Origin of the sequence: Hymenobacter sp. DG25A, from assembly GCF_001280305.1 — a bacterium.
Lineage (GTDB): Bacteria > Bacteroidota > Bacteroidia > Cytophagales > Hymenobacteraceae > Hymenobacter.
The window spans coordinates 2,516,523-2,535,244 of record NZ_CP012623.1 but is presented as its reverse complement, the minus strand read 5'-3'; the positions used below and the strand labels follow the sequence as shown (position 1 = coordinate 2,535,244).

Here is an 18,722-nt window from a genome sequence, read left to right as displayed (position 1 = left end):
AGGTTCTGGAACAGCAGGAATCTGGTTACTTTGCCGTATGCACGCTCCATGTTCTTATTCCACCGGTTTCCTGCTGGCCCTGGGCCTGCTGGGTTCGTGTCAGATGTCGAAAACCCCGACTACTCCCATTACTTCGTCTTCTCCCGCCAGTCAGGTGGCGCCGCCCGTGTGGCAGTCGGCGGCATATACCGTGTACCGCGACTCTTTGGTGCAGGGTAAATATACGGCCCGGGCCCGCTCCCGCACCGAGCTGACGTCCAACTACCAGAGCCCGGCCAACGAGTTTCAGAGCCCACAGGTGAACTTCAAGTTCAGCCTCAACGGCAAAGACAACGAAATGCAGCCCGGCCAGGACCACGTGTTTATGGCCCTGCCGCAGGCTGGCGGCGCGGGTCTGGAAACGCCGGTTATCGTGTTCGGGAAGCAGTATGTAGGCCAAACGGCTGTGCCGGCCAATACCTACCTGGCGCCCAACACCCCGCTGAAAATCCGGCTGGATCTGCGCCCCGTGCTGGCGGCCTTTGAGAAGGAAGGCTACTACCAGCTCTACAACGGCCAGAAGCTCTACAAGCAGGATTTCAAGAAGGTATTTGTGGCAGGCAACACGGCCCCGCTGAGCTGGGACTTCGATAACCTCATCAACAAGCCCCAACTGGAGCTGAAGGACCCCGACGGCAACGGCATCTACGAAACCACCGTGGTGCTGAATGCCCACTCCGACGCCAAATCCACCGCCGGCCAGTGGAAGCAGACGCTGGATACGTCCGGAATGCCTCAGTATTCTTCTGACTATCCTTTGCTGGATGCGCTCTACAATCTGGCCCTGGAAGAAGCCAGGCGTGCCGTAGAGCCCGATGGTACCTTCCGTACCGGCCAGGAGTGGGCCGGGGTTTGGACGCGGGATATCAGCTACAGCATCATTCTGGCCCAAGCTGCCCTGCAGCCGGAAGTAGCCAAAACCAGCCTCCTGCGCAAGGTCACGCCCGATGGCCGCATTATTCAGGACACGGGCACCGGCGGCGCCTATCCGTGCTCTACGGACCGAATGATCTGGGCCACCGCCGCCTGGGAAATCTACAAAGCCACCGGCGACGAAGCCTGGCTGCGCAAGGCCTATCCCATCATCAAAAAGTCTATTGAAGATGATGAGCGCAACGCCTACGATGCCACCACCGGCCTGGTGCGCGGGGAGTCCTCCTTCCTGGACTGGCGGGAGCAGACCTACCCGAAGTGGATGCAGCCGGCAGATATCTACCAGTCGGAAAACCTGGGCACCAATGCCGTGCACTTCCAGGCCAACCAGGTGCTGGCCCTGATGGCCGATAAGCTGGGTCAAAAGGCGGTGGCTGCTATGCACAGGCTGCTGGCCGAAAACATCAAAAAAGGAATTAACCAGCACCTGTGGCTGGAGGTTAAAGGCTACTACGCGCAGTACCGCTACGGCCGCAACTTCGCCATCGTGTCGCCGAAAGCGGAGGCCCTGGGCGAGGCGCTGACGGTGCTGTGGGGCGCCACGGAAGGCAGCCGGGCCCAAACGGTAATGGCCCATACCCCCGTGATGGACTACGGCATTCCCTGCATCTACCCCCAGATTTCGGGCATTCCGCCCTACCATAATAACGCCGTGTGGCCCTTTGTGCAGAGCTACTGGGGCCTGGCCGCCGCCAAAACCGGCAATGAAACGGCCTTTATGGAAAGCCTGATGGCTGTAAGCAGGCCCACTGCACTGTTCCTCACCAACAAGGAAAACTTTGTGGCCAGCAACGGCGACTTTGCCGGCACTCAAATTAACAGCAGCAACATGCTCTGGAGCCTGTCCGGCTCGCTGGCGCTGGTGTATAAGGGCTTGTTTGGGATGGATTTTCAGACCGACCGCCTCGTGTTCCAGCCCTTTGTGCCCCAGGCACTGCAGGGCACGCGCAAACTCACCGGTTTCAAATACCGCCAGGCGGTGCTGAATATTGAAATGACGGGCTTTGGCCAGGGTATCCGCACCATTACCCTGGACGGACAGCCACTGCCCGATGCCGCCGTGCTGGCCACGCTCACCGGCCCGCACGACATCAAAATTGAATTGCCGGGCTTCGCTTTTGCTGCCTCTTCCCAGAATAAAGTAGCGCACCACGTATCACCCATGACGCCCGCCGTGCGCTACGCCAACGGCCGCCTGGCTTGGGCGCGGGTGGAAGAGGCTACGGCTTACCAGATTCTGCGCAACGGGCAGTTTGCCGGCCGTACTACGGAGCCAGTGTTCCCGGTATCGGCACCCCAGAGCTACACCGAGTACCAGGTTATTGCTGTGGATGCCCATAAGGCCGAAAGCTTTGCAAGTGAGCCGCTGGCGGTAGAGCCGGACAAGTTCCGCAGCACCGTGGAGGTAGAAACAGCAGCTAAGAAATCGGGTAAGCATTACAAAGGCGCCACCGGCCCGGGCTTTGTGGAAATCAGTAAAACCCAGAACCGTCGCCTGACGCTACGCGTGCCCGTGCCCGCCGATGGGCTGTACGCCGTGGATTTCCGCTACGCCAACGGCAACGGCCCCATCAATACCAGTAACAAGTGCGCTTTTCGCACGCTCAGCCAGGGCAAGCAACAGCTGGGAACGGTGGTGTTGCCCCAGCGCGGGGTAGAGGAGTGGTCAGATTGGGGCTATACCAATCCCATTACGGTACGCCTGAGCAAAGGCACGGCCACGCTCACCCTCAGCTTTGAGCCCGCTAATGAGAATATGAATGGAGAGGTGAATCAGGCCATGCTCGACCACCTGCGCCTCACCCGGCTGCCATAACAACAAACCCCCGTAACGGCTGAGGCCGCCCTGCGCTACCAGTTTCTCTCAACACCCCCTGAAGCCGAAGATTATCGGTTTCAGGGGGTGTTGTATTTTGAAGGAGGTAAAAAGAGAATTGAATACATGTTTTTATAAAAAGACTATGCTTTATAAGGGTGCTATGTCAATAAATAGGTGTTTTTATCGAAAATAGCATCAGATAACAGGGTGTATTTTGACAATTGCTTCATTTGAAACGTATATTGCCCTTGAATTTGATAGGGTGATGGTTGAATGGTTGAGAAATTGTCAAAAATGAGTACTCCTTCTATATTTCGTCCCAGTGTTAGCATGTTTGCGCTGCTCACGCTGGTGGTTCTGTGTTTGCTGGCCGCATTTATTGATCTGCCACACCCTGGCGCCGTTGCTGGCTCCCTCAACCCCGCCGATGTAGCCTGGATGCTCACGGCCACTGCCTTTGTTTTGATTATGACGCCCGGGCTGTCGTTTTTCTACGGCGGCATGGTGCGGCCCAAAAACGTTATCAGCACCATGCTGCAGAGCTTTGTGGCGCTGGGCGTTATCTCGCTGGTATTCTACTTTGTGGGATTCTCCCTGGCCTACGGCGACTCCTGGCACGGGCTCATTGGCAACCCCCTCACGTTTATCATGCTGCGCAACGTGGGCACGGCACCCAATCCCGCTTTTGCGGCCACCATTCCGTTTATTCTCTACTTCGCCTTCCAGCTGAAGTTCGCCATTATCACCCCGGCGCTTATTACCGGCTCTTTTGCCGAGCGGGTGCGGTTTAAGGGCTATCTGGCCTTTATGGTGCTGTTCACCCTATTCATCTACTGCCCGCTGGCTCACTGGACGTGGCACCCCGATGGGTTCCTGCGCCAATGGGGTGTGCTGGATTTTGCCGGTGGCACCGTTGTGCATATTTCGGCGGGTATTGCGGCCTTGGCCGGCGCTATGGTGCTGGGGCGCCGCAATACGCATGTGCGCCAATCGTCTTTCTCCACGCCCAATGTGCCGTTTGTGCTGCTGGGTACCGGCCTGTTGTGGTTTGGCTGGTTTGGGTTTAATGCGGGCTCGGCGCTGGGCGCCAATGAGTTGGCGGCCACCTCCTTTGTCAACACCAACCTGGCCTCGGCAGCCGCCCTGGTAGCCTGGCTGCTGATTGAGGTGGCCCGCAACGGCAAGCCCACGGCGGTAGGAGCCTGCACCGGCGCGGTGGTCGGGCTGGTAGCCATTACGCCGGCGGCCGGATACGTTACCTATGGCCAAAGCCTGCTGATTGGCGTGATAGGCGCCCTGGTAAGCCACACCGCCGTGCACTGGCAGAACAGCCGCACTACCATCGACGACACACTGGACGTGTTTCCCTGCCACGGCCTGGGCGGCATTGTGGGCATGCTGCTCACGGGCGTGTTTGCCGATAAAGTAGGCCTGGTGCACGGCTCGTTCACCACCTTCGGCTACCACGTGCTGGGGCTGCTGATTGTGGTAGCGTACTCCTTTGCAGGTTCCTGGGTGTTGCTGAAAATCACTGACCGGTTCTTCGCCCTGCGCGTGAAATCATCGGAAGAAGAGCTGGGCCTCGACCTCAGCCAGCACGAAGAATCCACGTACCACGTGGATGAAGAGTTTGAGCAAACCTTCCGCCGGGAGCTGCAACAAACCGTGTATTAGCCGGCCAGGAGGCCTACATATTCATCTTGCTCAGGAAAAACGAGAGCAGGAACCCCAGCACCGTAATCAGCCCGGTGAAGTTGTGGGCCACTTCAAAGGCCTCGGGTATCATGGTGTCGGCAATCATGGCCAGCACTGCGCCGGCGGCTACGGCAGTGGTAATGGCCACCACCTCCTGTGAGAAGTGGCTGAACACCGTGTACCCCACCAGCGAGGCCACCCCCGATATCAGCGCAATGCCGCTCCAGAGCAGCAGCACATAACGCGCCGAATGCCCGGCCTTTTTCATGCCGGCCGCGCTGGAAAGGCCCTCGGGCAGGTTGGAGAGGAAAATAGCCACCACGGCCACCGTACTCACCGCGCCGCCCGCCAGCAAACTCAACCCGATAACAATACTCTCCGGAATGCCATCCAGCAGCGCGCCCACGGCCAGCGCGGAGCTGTTGTCGTCGCCGGGGTTGTTGCCTTGGGTAGCGCCCTCTTTTACCTGCTGGCGCTCGGTGGCCTGGTGGTGGCCGGAGCGCTTGCGGTGCTTGGCACCGTAGCGGGCCAGCACCAGGTTGGCCAGCGTAAAAGCGGTAGCCCCGCCTAAAAACCCGATGGCCGCTGAATGAAACCCGCCTTTCGCATAGGCATCCTCCATCAGCTCCAGGGAAAGCGTGGAAATAAGCACGCCGCTGCCAAAAGCCATAATGGCCCCAACGGTGCGCTGCGAAACATGCGTAAAAAAGCCAATAGCCGCGCCCAGGAGCAATGCCGAACCGGAAACCAGCCCCCAAAAGCCGGCCATTACCCACATGGGAAAATGCATAAGAAAGAGATTAGGAAAGTGATGCGTACTGCCTCAGTACGGCCAAGGCCTGCTCATCGGTAAGGCCGGCCACCGCTATTTTTTTGAAGGGGGCGGTATGGCCCGTCAGCAGCTCCAGGTTGGATTTGGGCTGGCCCAGCACCTGGGCCAGGTATTCCAGCAGGCAGGCATTAGCCTTGCCGTCCTGCGGCGGGGCTTTCAGCCGAACAGTGATGGTGCCATCGGCCGCCAGCAGCAGGGCATTTTGGCGGGCATTGGGCTTGGCTTTGATGTGCAGAATAGCCACTGCTTACGCAGGGTCGTTGTAGGCATCGTACACGTTCCAGGCCCAGATAACGAAGGGTACTATCAGGGTCCAGTACAGCAGAAAGCTTATGGTGCCGCCTACTGCCCAGATCAAAAAGGCCTTCAAAAATTGGCCCTTAATCAGTTGGCCCAATCCGGGAACAAACAGGGAGAGGAGCGCTGGCAAGCCATAGGTCTTTTTCATCGGAAACAGGAAGAAGGTAGATACGGGCAAAAGATAAGAAAAGCCCCTGAAACAGCGCGTTTATGCGGGGCGCCCCAACCGCTGCTGCCCGTACGGGCATTGGTCCAGCACCACACAGCGGCCACAGGCCGGGGCCTGAAAGTAGCAGCACTTCTGCCCGTGGTACATAAAGGCCTCATGGTGGTCATACACCTGCTGGGCATCCCAGCCGGTAGGTAGCAGAGCCGCCAGCTGCTCATGCGCCGCATCGGGGCCGGTTTTGGTCGATATCAGCCCCAGCCGCTGCGCCACCCGATGGTGGTGACTGTCTACTGGCATGGCCGGAATGCGCAGGGTGCTGAAAAGCAGGGTAGCGGCACTGGTTTTCGGGCCCACCCCATTCAGGCTTTCCAGCCAGGCGCGGGCCTCGGCCACGGGCATATCGGCCAGAAAGGCCAGGTCACAGGGGCCGCCGCACCGCTCACTGATTTCGCGCAGCATGGCCTGAATGCGGGGCGCCTTCTGCTCGGGCCAGGTGCAGGAACTGATGGCCGCTTGCACTTCCGCTACCGGCGCATCGCGCACGTCTTCCCAGGCCGGAAAGCGCGCCCGCAGCTGCTGGTAAGCCTTGTAGGAGTCCTGGTTACGGGTGCGGTGGGAAAGAACGGCGCTGACCAGCTCGCTCAAAGCATCTTTCTGGCTGAAAAACCGGAAAGGCGCGCCGTATTCCTGGCACAGGCGCTCATGCACCAGCAAGGCTTTGGCCTGGCGGGCATCAAACTCAGCAGACTCGAAAAGGGAAGGCACAGCGCTTGTACGCGCTTACCGGTCCCCAATGTTACCGGGCTGCCTGCACATTATACAGATTAATGGCCTGCTTGATGTTCTGCTGCTGCTTGCCCTGGAAGATGAGCGGCACTACCAGCAGCACGGGCGCGGCATAAATCAGCGGCGAAATGCTTTGGTTGGTTCCGCTGAAGGATGACACCAGGCCGGCTACGGCCAGCGCCCCGGCGCCCACGTAGCTGAGGGCAGTATAGTTGCGGTAGCGACGGGCCTGGATGAGCACGTTTTGCGCGCCGGCATTATCCTGAGTAGCAATGCTGAGGTTGCGCAGACTCAGATCCTGTATCGGGCCGCTGTCTTTGCTGAAGTACTCGGTTTTGGTGGTGCGGTAGCCGCCTCCGCCAAAGCCGTACGGGTTGCCATAGCCGCCCCGCCCGTAGCCATAGGGGCTATAGCCGTTGTTTACGTACTGCGTGCGGGTAATGGAATACAGACTGATGCGCCCGGTCCGGTCGCGGCGCAGGGTGGTTTCCCGGGAAGAGCCCGGCAGATTGGTGCGCACGTAAAAGCCCGACTCATCCTCGTAATAGCGAATCTGGCTGAGCTCCAGGCGCTGCTGGCCATCTACCAGCAAATAGCTTTTGCCCAGGAAAGGCTCCCGCACTTCCACATCCAGCGCGCGCAGCTCCTGCCCGCTTTTCAGGCCCACACGGAACCGGGTAGTTTCGGCGGGGGGTAGGGTAGCCAGGCCGCCGGGTTGCGGAGCCGGTATAGTAGCCGGCGTGGGAGCCTGTGTGGGCTGTTTATTCTGTTCCCGCTGGCGGGCAGAGTCGGGGAGGGAGGGGAGGGTATTGAGCTGGCGGGGAGTATTCTGCGCCAGCACCGCGGCCGGCGTACCCACGAGCAGCAAGCCCAAAGCAAACGAACGAATTGACATAGATCGGAAGAGCGAAACGGTGAAAGGCAATCCGGGGCGGCAAAATAGAGCCTGCCTCCGGATGGTGCTAAAACTACAGGGAAGAGAATAAAATTCGATGGAAGGTTGCGTGCCGGGGGCTTTCATCCCTGCCAAATTGCAGCAATGCTTTAAACGCAGAGAGCGGCAGAAACCGTATGGCTTCTGCCGCTCTACGTACGGCAGGCGGTGCGTGGTTTTAGCGGCCTATTTCAGCAGGGTTTCCAGCAGGCTCATGCTATCCACCATATCGGTGGAGGTTTCAAAATCCAGGGGCTTAAGAATGTAGCCGCGCACGCCCAGGTTTTGGGCCGTCAGCCGGTCTACGTCCATGGCGGAGGTGGTAATGATGAAGACCGGAATAAGGGCCAGCTGCGGGTGGTTCTGGATTTCGGCCATAAACTCATACCCGTTCATCTTGGGCATATTCAGATCCAGCAGAATTACGTCCGGCAGGGGCTCAATGGCTTCTACACCGTTGCGGCCCAACAGCAGATCCAGCGCTTCCAGGCCATTAAAGGCCGTGTACAGCTTGTGCGGCACACTAAATTTTTCGAAGGATTTCTGCACGGTCATCGTGTCAAAAAAATCATCTTCTACCAGTAGGACAGAGCGCATATAGGTATGGTAAATCGTTACGAGGGAACAGAAACCGCGGGCTCGGGAGCGGGCGTTGCGGTAGTGGCTTTGGGCCACGTAAAGATAAAGGCTGCGCCGCGCCCATGGGCGGCTTCTTCCACCCAAATGCTGCCTTTTTGCTCGTCAATTATCTTTTTAACGATGCTCAGGCCAATACCGGTGCTTTCGGCCGTGTTTCGGTCGCGCAGGGTCTGAAACATCAGAAAGATCTTTTCCCGGTACTCCCGGGCAATGCCGGGCCCGTCGTCGGCCACCGTAAACTCATACATCTTCTTCACCTCCCGGCTGCTGACGTAGATAGTGCCCGCGCCCCGGTCGTGGTACTTCACGGCGTTGCTGAACAGGTTGGTAAATACCTGCTGCAGGCTCAGGCGGTCGGTGGTAAAAATGGGCAGATCGGAAAGGTGCAGCTGAAAGGTGGGCGGTACTACCATATCGGCTACTTCGCGCACCAGCTCGGCTACGTTCACGGCTTCTACGCGGGGCGTGGTGCGGCCGGCCCGGGCATACGCCAGCAGGCCATTAATGAGGTCTTCCAGCCGGCTCAGGCGGCCTTTCATCATATCCAGGTACTGCCGCATCTGAGGGGAGAGCTCCTGCGCTAATTCATCTTCAATCCACTTCACCACCGTCATAATGCCCCGCAGCGGCGCTTTCAGGTCGTGGGAGGCCACGTAGGCAAACTGGTCCAGCTCGCGGTTCCGGTTCTGCAGGGAGCTGAATGCTTCCGAGAGCTGCTTGGTCATGCGGTTGAGGGAGTGGGTAAGGCGGCCCAGGCTGTCGCGCTCCTCGTCCTTGATTTTAATGCTGTAGTCGCCCTGCACAATCTGCTCTACCAGGTTATCAATGATGGCAATGCGCTGCCGGGTGGCTGTGTTAATGTCGGCCAGCTCTTTTTGCAGCATATCGTTAGCGCGCAGCTCCTGCAGGATGCGGCGCATCAGCCATAGCACCAGCGCAATGGCCAGCAGCGCCGAAACCATCAGTGCTACCGGGGTTGTGGAGGCGTAGAAGTTCTGGCTGTCGTCGCGGTCCTGCAGCAGCAAATCTTCTTCGTTTTTAATAGCATTCAGAAGCTGGCGGGTGCGTTCCAACTGGGCCTGGGTGCGCACAATCATGGTGCGGGCTGTGGGCGAGGTAACGCGCACGGTGGTCCAGCCCGACAGCTCCGCCATTTGCTGGTCAATAACGGCGCGCAGGGTGTCCAGGCGTATTTGTTGGGCGGGGTTGTCGCTGGTGAGCAGGCGCAGGGTAGCGTAGTGGTTGCTCAGGTTTCCTTCGGCCCGGCGAAATGGCCGGATGTACGCCGTGTCGCCGAGCAGCAAATAGTTGCGGACGGACGCCTGGGCATCGCGCAGCTCCGAGCGGAGGTCGGCGGTGGCCTGCAGTACCTGGTAGGAGTGCGACACTTGCCGGGTGAAGAACGACAGGCGCTGGTTGCTGTAGTAGGCCACGGCCGCCGTGAGCAGCAGCACCAGGGCCGCCATACCAAAGCCCAGCGTAATTTTATTGGTAAGATTTAAGCGCATAGGCTACAAACGTAAGAAACTTGGCCCACCAACGTAATTACGGCGGCGGGGTTCCCCCGTATCTTCGCCTCCCCGTTCAGCCCCGTTTCCTATGCCTGCTGCCCCCGACGCCATTACCAGCCCCCAGAACCCCCGGATAAAAAATCTGCTGCGCCTGCAGCAGAAATCATCGGAGCGCCGCCAGCAAAACCTCACCATTATTGAAGGCTACCGGGAGCTCACTATTGCGCGCCAGGCCGGAGTAGCGGTGCACAGTTTGTTTGTGTGCCCGGAGCTGGCCAGCCCCGCGCAGCAGGAGGCCTTAGCCGGCATGCTGGACCGGGACTCGGAATGGTTTACGGTATCGAAGCCGGTATTTGAAAAAGTGGCTTACCGCGAAGGCTCCGATGGAATTCTGGCACTGGTGCGCCCGCCCCAGCATAAGCTGGCCAACCTGAAGCTGCCCGCAGCCCCGCTGCTGCTGGTGCTGGAAGCCGTAGAGAAGCCCGGCAACCTGGGCGCTATTCTGCGCACTGCCGATGCTGCCCAGGCCGATGCCGTAATTGTTTGCGACCCCCGCACCGACCTTTATAATCCCAACGCCATTCGCTCCAGCATTGGCTGCATCTTTACCGTGCCCACGGTGGCTACCACCCGGGAGGAATTGCTGGCCTGGTGCCGGCAGCACGGCATTCGGACGTACGCCGCGGCCCTCACCGAAACGGCCATTCCCTATACCACCTGCGACTTCCGCGGCCCCACGGCGCTGGTGATGGGCACCGAAGCCGACGGCCTCACGCCCGAGCTCCGGGAAGCCTGCGACCAGACCATCATCATTCCCATGCGCGGGGCCATTGACTCACTGAATGTGAGTACCGCTACGGCTATCCTTACGTTTGAGGCCGTGCGTCAGCGCCAGCAGCGCTAGGCGCGCTGTCGCCACTCCCAGACGAGTATAGCCAGCAGTAAAACAGCTCCTATGGCCATCGTGGTCAGCATCACCGACAGCGAGATGAAGTAGAGCAGGCTGCCCAACAGAATTACGCCAATACCCAGCCACCACAACGCTTCGGGGACCGCGCCGGCCGTGCGCCACGGCAACGCCCGCAGGGCCGCCGCGTCCTGGGGCGGGTAGAGTACCCAGCGCAGCCGGTCAAAATCGTGCAGCAGCAGGCCGCTGGTCAGCACCAGAAAGCCGCTGGTCAGCCAGGGCGTACCCACCCAGTTCTGCGACCAGGTCAGGAAGATGATGTTCAGCCACATGGGTACCAGCAATACGGCGCCTAGCAAAGCAAAGCGCCTGGTAAGCAGCAAAAGTCCAATGAGCAGTTGAGCCACGCCAATGAACTGGGCAAACAACACCAGTCCCTGCTCCGCCAGCCAGGCATGATTCATGGGTGGCCCCATCAGCCCGGGAATATGGTTTTCCGAAAGCTTATACAGCCCGCCGCCCAGCATAAACGCGCCTAAGAGCAGCCGTGCGCCGAAAACGTACAGGCGACGCCACCAGCCACCCAGCCGCAAAGCCACGGCGGTAGCAATCAAGGGCAGGAGAATACACAGGGAATAGAAGAGGGAAGTCGACATCGGCGGCAAAATATAGATTTAGCTATACAATAGCCACCTGTTTAAGGCTTGCGTAAAGGCCGGTTAGCCGTTTTAACGCATCGTTTATGAGCATCGAACACCGCACCTTTCAAATTTATGGGCGTGTGCAGGGCGTTTTCTACCGGCAGAGCAGTCAGCAGGAAGCGCGCCGCCTGGGCCTTACCGGCTTTGCCCGCAATAACCCCGATGGCACCGTTACCATTGAAGCCGAGGGCCCGCCGGACGCCTTGGATGCCCTGCTGGCCTGGTGCCAGAAAGGGCCAGCCGCCGCGCAGGTAGAAAGGGTGGAGGTAACGCCCGGCCAACTGCACCACTATAAGGAATTCTCCGTGCGCCGGGCATAAAAAAGGGGCGCAGCCATCGGCTGCGCCCCTTTTACTTTCGCTACTTAAAGCTTAGTCAATCTTCTTGGCCGAGCGCAGACGCTCGTTTTCGTCCAGCAGAATCTTCCGCATCCGCACCGACTTGGGCGTTACTTCCAGATACTCATCCTTCTGGATGTATTCCATGGCTTCTTCCAGCGAGAACTGACGCTTGGGCACAATCTTCGCGTTATCATCCGTACCCGAGGCACGCATGTTCGTGAGTTTCTTGCCTTTCTGGATGTTGATGGTCAGGTCGTTGGGGCGGGTGTGCTCACCGATAACCTGGCCAGCGTACACTTCCTCACCGGGCTCTACAAAGAACTCGCCGCGGTCCTGCATCTTATCGATGGTATAGGCAGTGCCGGGACCGGTTTCCATGGCAATCAGCGAACCGCTGATACGACCGGGGATAGTGCCTTTGTAGGGCTCGTAGGAAGCAAAGCGGTGGTTCATGATGGCCTCACCAGCGGTGGCGGTCAGCACGTTGTTACGCAGGCCAATCAGGCCACGGGCCGGAATGTTGAACTCCAGGTGCTGCAGGTCGCCCTTAGGCTCCATGATGGTCAGCTCGCCTTTGCGCATCGTTACCAGCTCGATAACCTTACCAGCCGTTTCCTCCGGTACGTCAACCACCAGGTGCTCGATGGGCTCCGTGCGGTTACCGTTGTCGTCCTCGCGGAACAGTACCTGGGGCTGGCCTACCTGCAACTCAAACCCTTCGCGACGCATGGTCTCGATGAGTACTGACAAGTGAAGAATACCACGGCCGTACACGAGGAACGTGTCTTCCTTATCGGTTTCCTTTACGCGCAGGGCCAGGTTTTTCTCGGTTTCCTTGAACAGACGGTCACGCAGGTGACGCGAGGTCACGAACTTACCTTCCTTACCGAAGAACGGCGAGTTGTTGATGGTGAACAGCATGTTCATCGTCGGCTCGTCGATGCTGATTACGGCCAGACCTTCGGGGTTTTCGGCATCGGCGAGGGTATCACCAATATCGAAGCCTTCAATGCCGGTTACGGCGCAGATTTCGCCGGAGCTAACTTCCGAAACCTTGGTACGACCCAGGCCTTCGAACACCTGCAGTTCTTTGATTTTTACTTTCTTGATGGTGCCATCACGCTTCACCAGGCTCATGGTGGCGCCTTCTTTCAGCGTGCCGCGGTGTACGCGGCCAATGGCGATACGGCCCACGAACGACGAGTAGTCGAGCGAGGTAACCTGCATCTGGGGCGTGCCGTCCAGGGTAGGAGCGGGGGGAATAGAAGCCACCACTGCGTCGAGCAGCGGAATGATGCTGTCGGTCTTCTGCTTCCAGTCGGTGCTCATCCAGCCCTGCTTGGAAGAGCCGTACAGGGTCACGAAGTCCAGCTGGTCTTCGTTGGCGCCCAAGTTGAACATGAGGTCGAAAACCTGCTCGTGCACCTCATCGGGGCGGCAGTTTTCCTTGTCCACTTTGTTCACCACCACAATAGGCTTCAGGCCCAGGTCAATGGCTTTGCCCAGTACGAAACGGGTCTGAGGCATGGCACCTTCAAAGGCATCGACGAGCAGCAATACGCCGTCGGCCATTTTCAGTACCCGCTCTACTTCACCACCAAAGTCGGCGTGACCAGGGGTGTCGATGATGTTGATCTTAACGTCCTTATAACGTACCGATACGTTCTTAGAAACGATAGTAATGCCTCGCTCACGCTCCAGGTCGTTGTTGTCCAGGATCAGGTCGTCGAAGTGCTGGTGCTCGTCGAACAGCTTAGAGGCGTGAATGATCTTGTCCACGAGCGTGGTCTTGCCATGGTCAACGTGGGCGATGATGGCGATATTACGGATGTTCTGCATACAATGGGTTTTCCGGCCGCAAAGGTACGGAATGTTGCGGCAAAAGCGCGCAGTAAATAATTGCTACTGAGCAATGAAGATTAAACCGACCGAAACCGGTCAAGTGCTTTTCGCTTTGTCCTTGCTTTGGGCTCGGGGTAGGTAACACACAGAAGGTGAATACAATTCCTTGTTTTTAACACAAACCCAGGAATAGGCGCTGGGCTGGTTTAGACGGATAAAATGGTTGGATTCCGGGCGAGTAAACCCGAACCGGGAGGCAGCTTCGTATGTTCAGTTAATCAGCACAAGGCTTTAGCCGGCCGGCTTTTTCTCCCCTTTTAGTTGTTTCTTCTTCCCTGATATGCGCGCTTCCTTTCTGATTTTATTTTTCTCGGTGCTCACCTTAAGCCCGGCCTGCTCCCAAAAGAAAAATGCGCCCGTAGCCAAAGCGCAAACCGGCTCGGCGGCCAAAGACTATCCCCAGGCCAAGCCCCGCACGGGCCGCCCCGATGAGTTTCCCGTGCGCAAAACCGAGGCTCAATGGAAGGCCCAACTGACGCCGGCCCAATACTATATTCTGCGCCAGCAGGGCACGGAGCGGGCTTTTGCCAACAAATACTTCGACAACCACGCCAAAGGCCGCTACTACTGTGCCGGCTGCCACAACCTGCTGTTTACTTCCGATACCAAGTTTGAATCGGGCACGGGCTGGCCCAGCTTTTGGGCCCCCGCTTCCGATGCCAGCCTGAAAGTAACTTCGGACAACACCCTGGGCATGAGCCGCGACGAAATTGTGTGCGCCCGTTGCGGAGGCCACCTCGGCCACGTATTCAACGATGGGCCCAAGCCCACCGGCCTGCGCTACTGCATGGATTCTGATGGTATGGTGTTCGAGCTCACCAAGAAATAATAAGAAATCAGTGTTGATTAATTTTGTAGCGGCCCCCTGGCAATCCATGCCAGGGGGCCGTTTCGTTTGTTAATGCGCTGCAGGAGGCCCAGCACTTCCTGCAGCGCTCCACTGATAATCTCTTATTTCAATGGTTCAATGGCTGAACAGAATCAAGACCCGATTTCTCTTTTGCAGCAGCAGCTGGCTCCCGTACGCCAGCAATTGGTAGCCCATAACGTGTATCAGTCGCTGCAGAATATGCAGGACCTGCGGGTGTTTATGGAGCACCACGTGTTTGCAGTGTGGGATTTTATGTCGCTGCTGAAGGCGCTGCAGCGCGAGCTGACCTGCGTGCAGGTGCCGTGGGTGCCCCGCGGCAACCCTGCCACCCGGCGCCTCATCAATGACATTGTGCTGGAAGAAGAAACCGATGTAGATATGCATGGCCGGCCAACCAGCCACTTTGAGCTTTATCTGCGCTCCATGGAGGAGTGTGGGGCCGATACCCGGCCCATTTACCGGCTGCTGGCCGCGCTGGCCGCCGGCGCCTCCGTTGCTGAGGCGCTGGAGCAGGCCCAGGCGCCTGCCTCAGTACGGCAGTTTGTGCTGGGCACCTTCGCCATTATCGATTCCGGCCAGCCGCATGCCATAGCTTCGGCCTTCACCTTCGGCCGCGAAGACGTTATTCCGGATATGTTTCGCCATTTGGTGGCCGACCTGCGCCAGCGCTTTCCCGGCCAGCTGGATACGTTCACGTATTATCTGGACCGTCATATTCAGCTGGATGAAGAGGTCCATACTCCCTTAGCGCAGCAAATGGTGCGGGAGTTATGCGGCCCGCAAGCACAACGCTGGCAGGATTGCCTGGACGTGGCAACGCACTGTATAGAGGCGCGCATGGCCTTATGGGAAGGAATACACCAGCATCTGCTGGCGCCCATAGCATGCTAAGAAAAGCAACGCGCTTTCCGGCGGCTGCGTTGTAGCATAGCTACCCGCTTTTGGACTGGCATTTGTTGATACTTCCATGAAATACGCCGTTCCTTTTCTGCTGGCCGGGGCGCTCCTCAGCGCCAGCCTGTTCTCTGCGTGCACCACGGCCGAAGAATCTACGGCCGAGCGGAATGCAGCCAGCCAGCCCCCCACCCAGATTCAGACGGATGCAGACCGGCAGGCGGCCTACAATAGTAATGCCGGCTACGGCGGCTCTGTGCCCGATGCCACGCCCCGGCGCGTGCCGATAGGGGAGCAGGCCAGCGGCACCAACGCCCGCCAGCGGGTGGAGAACATCAACACCAACGCCCCCAATAACACCACGCCCGAAACCCGCATGCAGCGCCTGAAGCAAAGCCCGGTGGGCGATACGCTACGCCCGCTTCCCAACTAAAAAGCCATAAAAAACAGCCCGCCGCTTCTCTAGAGAAACGGCGGGCTGTTTTAAGAGAAATTCGAAGACTTACGCGTTGGTTGGTGCGTTGGTATCGGTAGCATTATCAGCGGCCGTGCTGCCCCCCTTATTGGTAGCAGTTGGGCGGCCCCGGCGGGCTGGGGCCGGTTTTGCCGCTGCCGGGCGGCCCCGGCGGGCGGGCGTTTCAGTGGCGCTGGATTTAGCGCTGGAGGCCGTGGTTCGGGGGGCACTCGGGGCGGTGTTGCGGGTGGCCGTAGTAGCCCGGGTACTTTTGCCGGAAGTTGCCTCCGTAGCGCCCATATCCGTGGAAATGCTGTCAGAAAAAGCCGGCGACGCTGAATCGTAATGGCGTACAATGGTGTGCAGCGCCTGCTCAAACATGCGCTCGGTGTCTACATCCAGCCGGCGGGTTGCCTCGCGCACTACTTCCTTCAGCTTCTCTTTCGTTTCTTTGCGAATCTGTTTCACCATCTCATCCATCCGGTCGTCCAGTTCCTTCTGCAGCTGCTTGGCTGCAGCTTTCAGGGATTTCTTCTGTCCGGACTTTTTGTCGGCGCGGGCATCCGTCATAGAATCAGTAGCACGGGAGGCTGCTTTAGCTGCTTTGCGCTCTACTTTTAATGCCGGATCTTTCTTGGCTTTTTTGCCTGATGGCCCTTTGTCTGCTTTTTTCATACCGAAAAAGAAGTTGATGGTGGATTTTTAGTGCAGTACGACAATTAATTACTGTCGTTGTGACGGAATTAAAAGTAACTGATTTAATAACGGAGTCAAGGATTTTTATCCTTTTTTAATTTTGTTTTTTCTGGCTCTTTTTCAGCCATCTTACCTCGGTTTTTTACATCCATATCACGCCGGTATTTTCTGTTGCCCGTGATTTTTGTTTCGTCTCATGCAATCTGATCCTCAACGCTATACCGTTACTGCGGCGCTGCCTTATGCCAATGGCCCCGTGCACATCGGGCACCTGGCCGGCGTGTATTTACCGGCTGATATTTATGTGCGCTATCTGCGCGCTAATGGGCGCGACGTAAAGTTTATTTGTGGTTCCGATGAGCACGGCGTGCCCATTACCATTCGGGCACAGAAAGAAGGCGTTACGCCTCAGCAGGTAGTTGATAAATACCACGCTATAATCCGGGACTCGTTTCAGGAATTTGGGGTGTCGTTTGACATTTATTCGCGCACGTCTTCCCAAACCCACAGCGAAGTAGCCAGCGGCTTTTTCAAAAAGCTGTACGAGGAAGGAAAATTCATTGAGCAGGTTTCGGAGCAGTATTACGATGAAAAAGCCGGCCAATTTCTGGCCGACCGCTACATTGTAGGCACCTGCCCCAATTGCGGCAACGACAATGCCTACGGCGACCAGTGCGAGAAATGCGGTACATCCCTCAGCCCTACGGAGCTTATTTCGCCGCGCAGCATGCTCTCCGGCAACCAGCCCGTATTGCGCGAAACCAAGCACTGGTATTTACCGCTGGATCAGTATGAGCCCTGGCTGCGCGAGTGGATTGTGGAAGGCCACAAGCACGACTGGAAAACCAACGTTTACGGGCAGTGTAAATCCTGGATAGACCAGGGCCTGCACCCGCGCGCCGTAACCCGGGATTTAGACTGGGGTGTACCCGTTCCTGTGCCCGGCGCCGAAGGAAAAGTGTTGTACGTGTGGTTTGATGCGCCCATTGGCTACATATCTGCCACCAAGGATTTATTGCCCGATACCTGGGAGACTTATTGGAAGGATAAAGGCACCAAGCTGGTGCATTTTATTGGCAAGGATAACATAGTATTTCACTGCATTATTTTCCCGGCTATGCTGAAAGCGCACGGGGAATATATTCTGCCGGATAATGTGCCCGCCAATGAATTCCTGAACCTGGAAGGCGACAAAATATCTACCTCCCGCAATTGGGCCGTGTGGCTGCATGAGTATTTGCAGGATTTCCCCGGCAAAGCCGATGTACTGCGCTACGTATTATGCGCCAATGCCCCGGAAACCAAGGATAATGACTTCACCTGGAAAGATTTTCAGGCCCGTAATAACAACGAGCTGGTAGCCAACCTGGGTAATTTTATTAACCGCGCCGTGGTGCTTACGCATAAGTTTTTCGGCGGTAAAGTACCGGTGTGCGGCGCACTTACTGCGCAGGATGAAGAAGTGCTGCAGCATCTGGCAGAATTCCCCAGGCGTATCGGTGATTTAATTGAAAATTACCGCTTCCGCGATGCGCTGAATGAGTTGATGAACCTGACGCGCGCCGGCAATAAATACCTCGCCGATACGGAGCCCTGGAAACTCATTAAAAACGACGAAGCCCGTACGGGTACCGTGCTGCATGTGGCCTTGCAATTAGCTGCCAGCCTGGTAACGCTGCTGGAGCCCTTCCTGCCGGAGTCGGCAGCACGGCTGGGCCGTATGCTGGGCCACGATCAGGGCACTTGGCAGGCCGCCGGCCGGGCCAATGCCTTGCACGCCGGCCATCAGATTGGAGAAGCCGCGCTGCTCTTCGATAAAATAGAAGATGCTACCGTAGAAGCGCAGGTGCAGAAGCTGCTCGATACCAAACAGGCCAACGAGCTGGCCAACGCCGTAGCCGCCCCCGCCAAGCCGGATATCAGCTTCGAGGATTTTCAAACCATGGATTTGCGCGTGGGCACTATTCTGTCCGCTGAAAAAGTAGCCAAAACTAAAAAGCTACTAAAGCTCAGCGTCGACCTTGGTTTTGATGAGCCCCGCACCATTGTATCAGGCATTGCCGAACACTTTGTGGCCGAAGCGTTGGTTGGCCAGCAGGTGCAGGTATTGCTCAACCTCGCTCCCCGCGAAATCAAAGGCATTCAAAGCCAGGGCATGCTCCTGATGGCTGAAAATGCGGATGGCTCCCTATCACTCATGCAGCCCAGTAGCCACGTACGGCCGGGTTCAGGTATTGCGTAGTTTGATTACATCCCGAGTAATAGGCACACAATAAAAGCAGCTATTTGAAAAAATGGC

Annotated in this window: 18 protein-coding genes; 8 read left to right on the top strand and 10 right to left on the bottom strand. The window is 57.7% G+C overall.

Going from position 1 to position 18,722, the window contains the following annotated elements:
• Positions 1 to 37 precede the first annotated feature (37 nt).
• Together AM218_RS10855 and AM218_RS10850 are read left to right on the top strand one after the other, a co-directional pair.
• Positions 38 to 2,788, top strand: a complete 2,751-nt coding sequence (locus tag AM218_RS10855; RefSeq protein ID WP_082318186.1) for an alpha-L-rhamnosidase-related protein — start codon at positions 38 to 40, stop codon at positions 2,786 to 2,788.
• Positions 2,789 to 3,085: 297 nt separating this feature from the next.
• Positions 3,086 to 4,465, top strand: a complete 1,380-nt coding sequence (locus tag AM218_RS10850; protein ID WP_231717474.1) for an ammonium transporter — start codon at positions 3,086 to 3,088, stop codon at positions 4,463 to 4,465.
• A gap of 13 nt (positions 4,466 to 4,478) precedes the next feature.
• On the opposite strand, the gene AM218_RS10845 is transcribed toward AM218_RS10850, so the two are convergent.
• The 7 genes from AM218_RS10845 to AM218_RS10815 all read right to left on the bottom strand — a co-directional run bounded on the left by AM218_RS10845 (position 4,479) and on the right by AM218_RS10815 (position 9,654).
• Entirely contained in the window at positions 4,479 to 5,276 is a 798-nt protein-coding gene (locus AM218_RS10845) for a ZIP family metal transporter (protein ID WP_054413881.1), read from the bottom strand.
• A 10-nt stretch (positions 5,277 to 5,286) separates the two neighbouring features.
• Positions 5,287 to 5,562, bottom strand: coding sequence for a DUF167 domain-containing protein (locus AM218_RS10840; protein WP_054413880.1), 276 nt, complete (start codon positions 5,560 to 5,562; stop codon positions 5,287 to 5,289).
• 3 nt (positions 5,563 to 5,565) lie between these two features.
• Positions 5,566 to 5,766 carry a hypothetical protein gene (locus AM218_RS10835; RefSeq protein WP_054415513.1) on the bottom strand — a complete coding sequence of 67 codons (201 nt, stop codon included), beginning with the start codon at positions 5,764 to 5,766 and terminating at the stop codon, positions 5,566 to 5,568.
• A 60-nt stretch (positions 5,767 to 5,826) separates the two neighbouring features.
• On the bottom strand, positions 5,827 to 6,552 hold the full coding sequence (locus AM218_RS10830) for an endonuclease III domain-containing protein (RefSeq protein ID WP_054413879.1): 726 nt from the start codon (positions 6,550 to 6,552) through the stop codon (positions 5,827 to 5,829).
• Positions 6,553 to 6,583: 31 nt separating this feature from the next.
• A complete protein-coding gene (locus AM218_RS10825) occupies positions 6,584 to 7,468 on the bottom strand; it encodes a hypothetical protein (RefSeq protein ID WP_157547630.1) in 885 nt (294 codons plus the stop codon).
• Positions 7,469 to 7,693: 225 nt separating this feature from the next.
• Positions 7,694 to 8,104 (bottom strand): response regulator, encoded by a 411-nt coding sequence (locus AM218_RS10820; protein WP_054413877.1) that lies wholly within the window; start codon positions 8,102 to 8,104, stop codon positions 7,694 to 7,696.
• 17 nt (positions 8,105 to 8,121) lie between these two features.
• Positions 8,122 to 9,654 (bottom strand): sensor histidine kinase, encoded by a 1,533-nt coding sequence (locus tag AM218_RS10815; RefSeq protein WP_054413876.1) that lies wholly within the window; start codon positions 9,652 to 9,654, stop codon positions 8,122 to 8,124.
• A 91-nt stretch (positions 9,655 to 9,745) separates the two neighbouring features.
• Between AM218_RS10815 and AM218_RS10810 the strand changes: the two genes are divergently transcribed.
• Positions 9,746 to 10,561 carry a TrmH family RNA methyltransferase gene (locus tag AM218_RS10810; protein WP_054413875.1) on the top strand — a complete coding sequence of 272 codons (816 nt, stop codon included), beginning with the start codon at positions 9,746 to 9,748 and terminating at the stop codon, positions 10,559 to 10,561.
• On the opposite strand, the gene AM218_RS10805 is transcribed toward AM218_RS10810, so the two are convergent.
• On the bottom strand, positions 10,558 to 11,220 hold the full coding sequence (locus AM218_RS10805) for a hypothetical protein (protein ID WP_054413874.1): 663 nt from the start codon (positions 11,218 to 11,220) through the stop codon (positions 10,558 to 10,560). The two genes, AM218_RS10810 and AM218_RS10805, sit on opposite strands and share 4 nt — an antisense overlap.
• An 86-nt stretch (positions 11,221 to 11,306) precedes the next feature.
• Here AM218_RS10805 and AM218_RS10800 point away from each other — a divergent pair, with 86 nt between their 5' ends.
• Positions 11,307 to 11,585, top strand: a complete 279-nt coding sequence (locus tag AM218_RS10800) for an acylphosphatase (RefSeq protein ID WP_054413873.1) — start codon at positions 11,307 to 11,309, stop codon at positions 11,583 to 11,585.
• A 51-nt stretch (positions 11,586 to 11,636) separates the two neighbouring features.
• Here AM218_RS10800 and typA read toward each other — a convergent pair whose 3' ends face one another.
• A complete protein-coding gene (gene typA / locus AM218_RS10795; protein ID WP_054413872.1) occupies positions 11,637 to 13,445 on the bottom strand; it encodes a translational GTPase TypA in 1,809 nt (602 codons plus the stop codon).
• A gap of 343 nt (positions 13,446 to 13,788) precedes the next feature.
• Here typA and msrB point away from each other — a divergent pair, with 343 nt between their 5' ends.
• From msrB to AM218_RS10780, 3 genes are all read left to right on the top strand, one after another.
• On the top strand, positions 13,789 to 14,337 hold the full coding sequence (gene msrB, locus AM218_RS10790) for a peptide-methionine (R)-S-oxide reductase MsrB (protein WP_054413871.1): 549 nt from the start codon (positions 13,789 to 13,791) through the stop codon (positions 14,335 to 14,337).
• 138 nt (positions 14,338 to 14,475) lie between these two features.
• On the top strand, positions 14,476 to 15,270 hold the full coding sequence (locus tag AM218_RS10785; protein ID WP_054413870.1) for a DUF3050 domain-containing protein: 795 nt from the start codon (positions 14,476 to 14,478) through the stop codon (positions 15,268 to 15,270).
• A gap of 76 nt (positions 15,271 to 15,346) precedes the next feature.
• Complete coding sequence (locus AM218_RS10780; protein WP_054413869.1) at positions 15,347 to 15,706, top strand: hypothetical protein; 360 nt, start codon at positions 15,347 to 15,349, stop codon at positions 15,704 to 15,706.
• Positions 15,707 to 15,775: 69 nt separating this feature from the next.
• Here AM218_RS10780 and AM218_RS10775 read toward each other — a convergent pair whose 3' ends face one another.
• Positions 15,776 to 16,402 carry a hypothetical protein gene (locus AM218_RS10775; protein ID WP_054413868.1) on the bottom strand — a complete coding sequence of 209 codons (627 nt, stop codon included), beginning with the start codon at positions 16,400 to 16,402 and terminating at the stop codon, positions 15,776 to 15,778.
• Positions 16,403 to 16,619: 217 nt separating this feature from the next.
• Here AM218_RS10775 and metG point away from each other — a divergent pair, with 217 nt between their 5' ends.
• A complete protein-coding gene (gene metG / locus AM218_RS10770; protein ID WP_054413867.1) occupies positions 16,620 to 18,665 on the top strand; it encodes a methionine--tRNA ligase in 2,046 nt (681 codons plus the stop codon).
• Positions 18,666 to 18,722 lie beyond the last annotated feature (57 nt).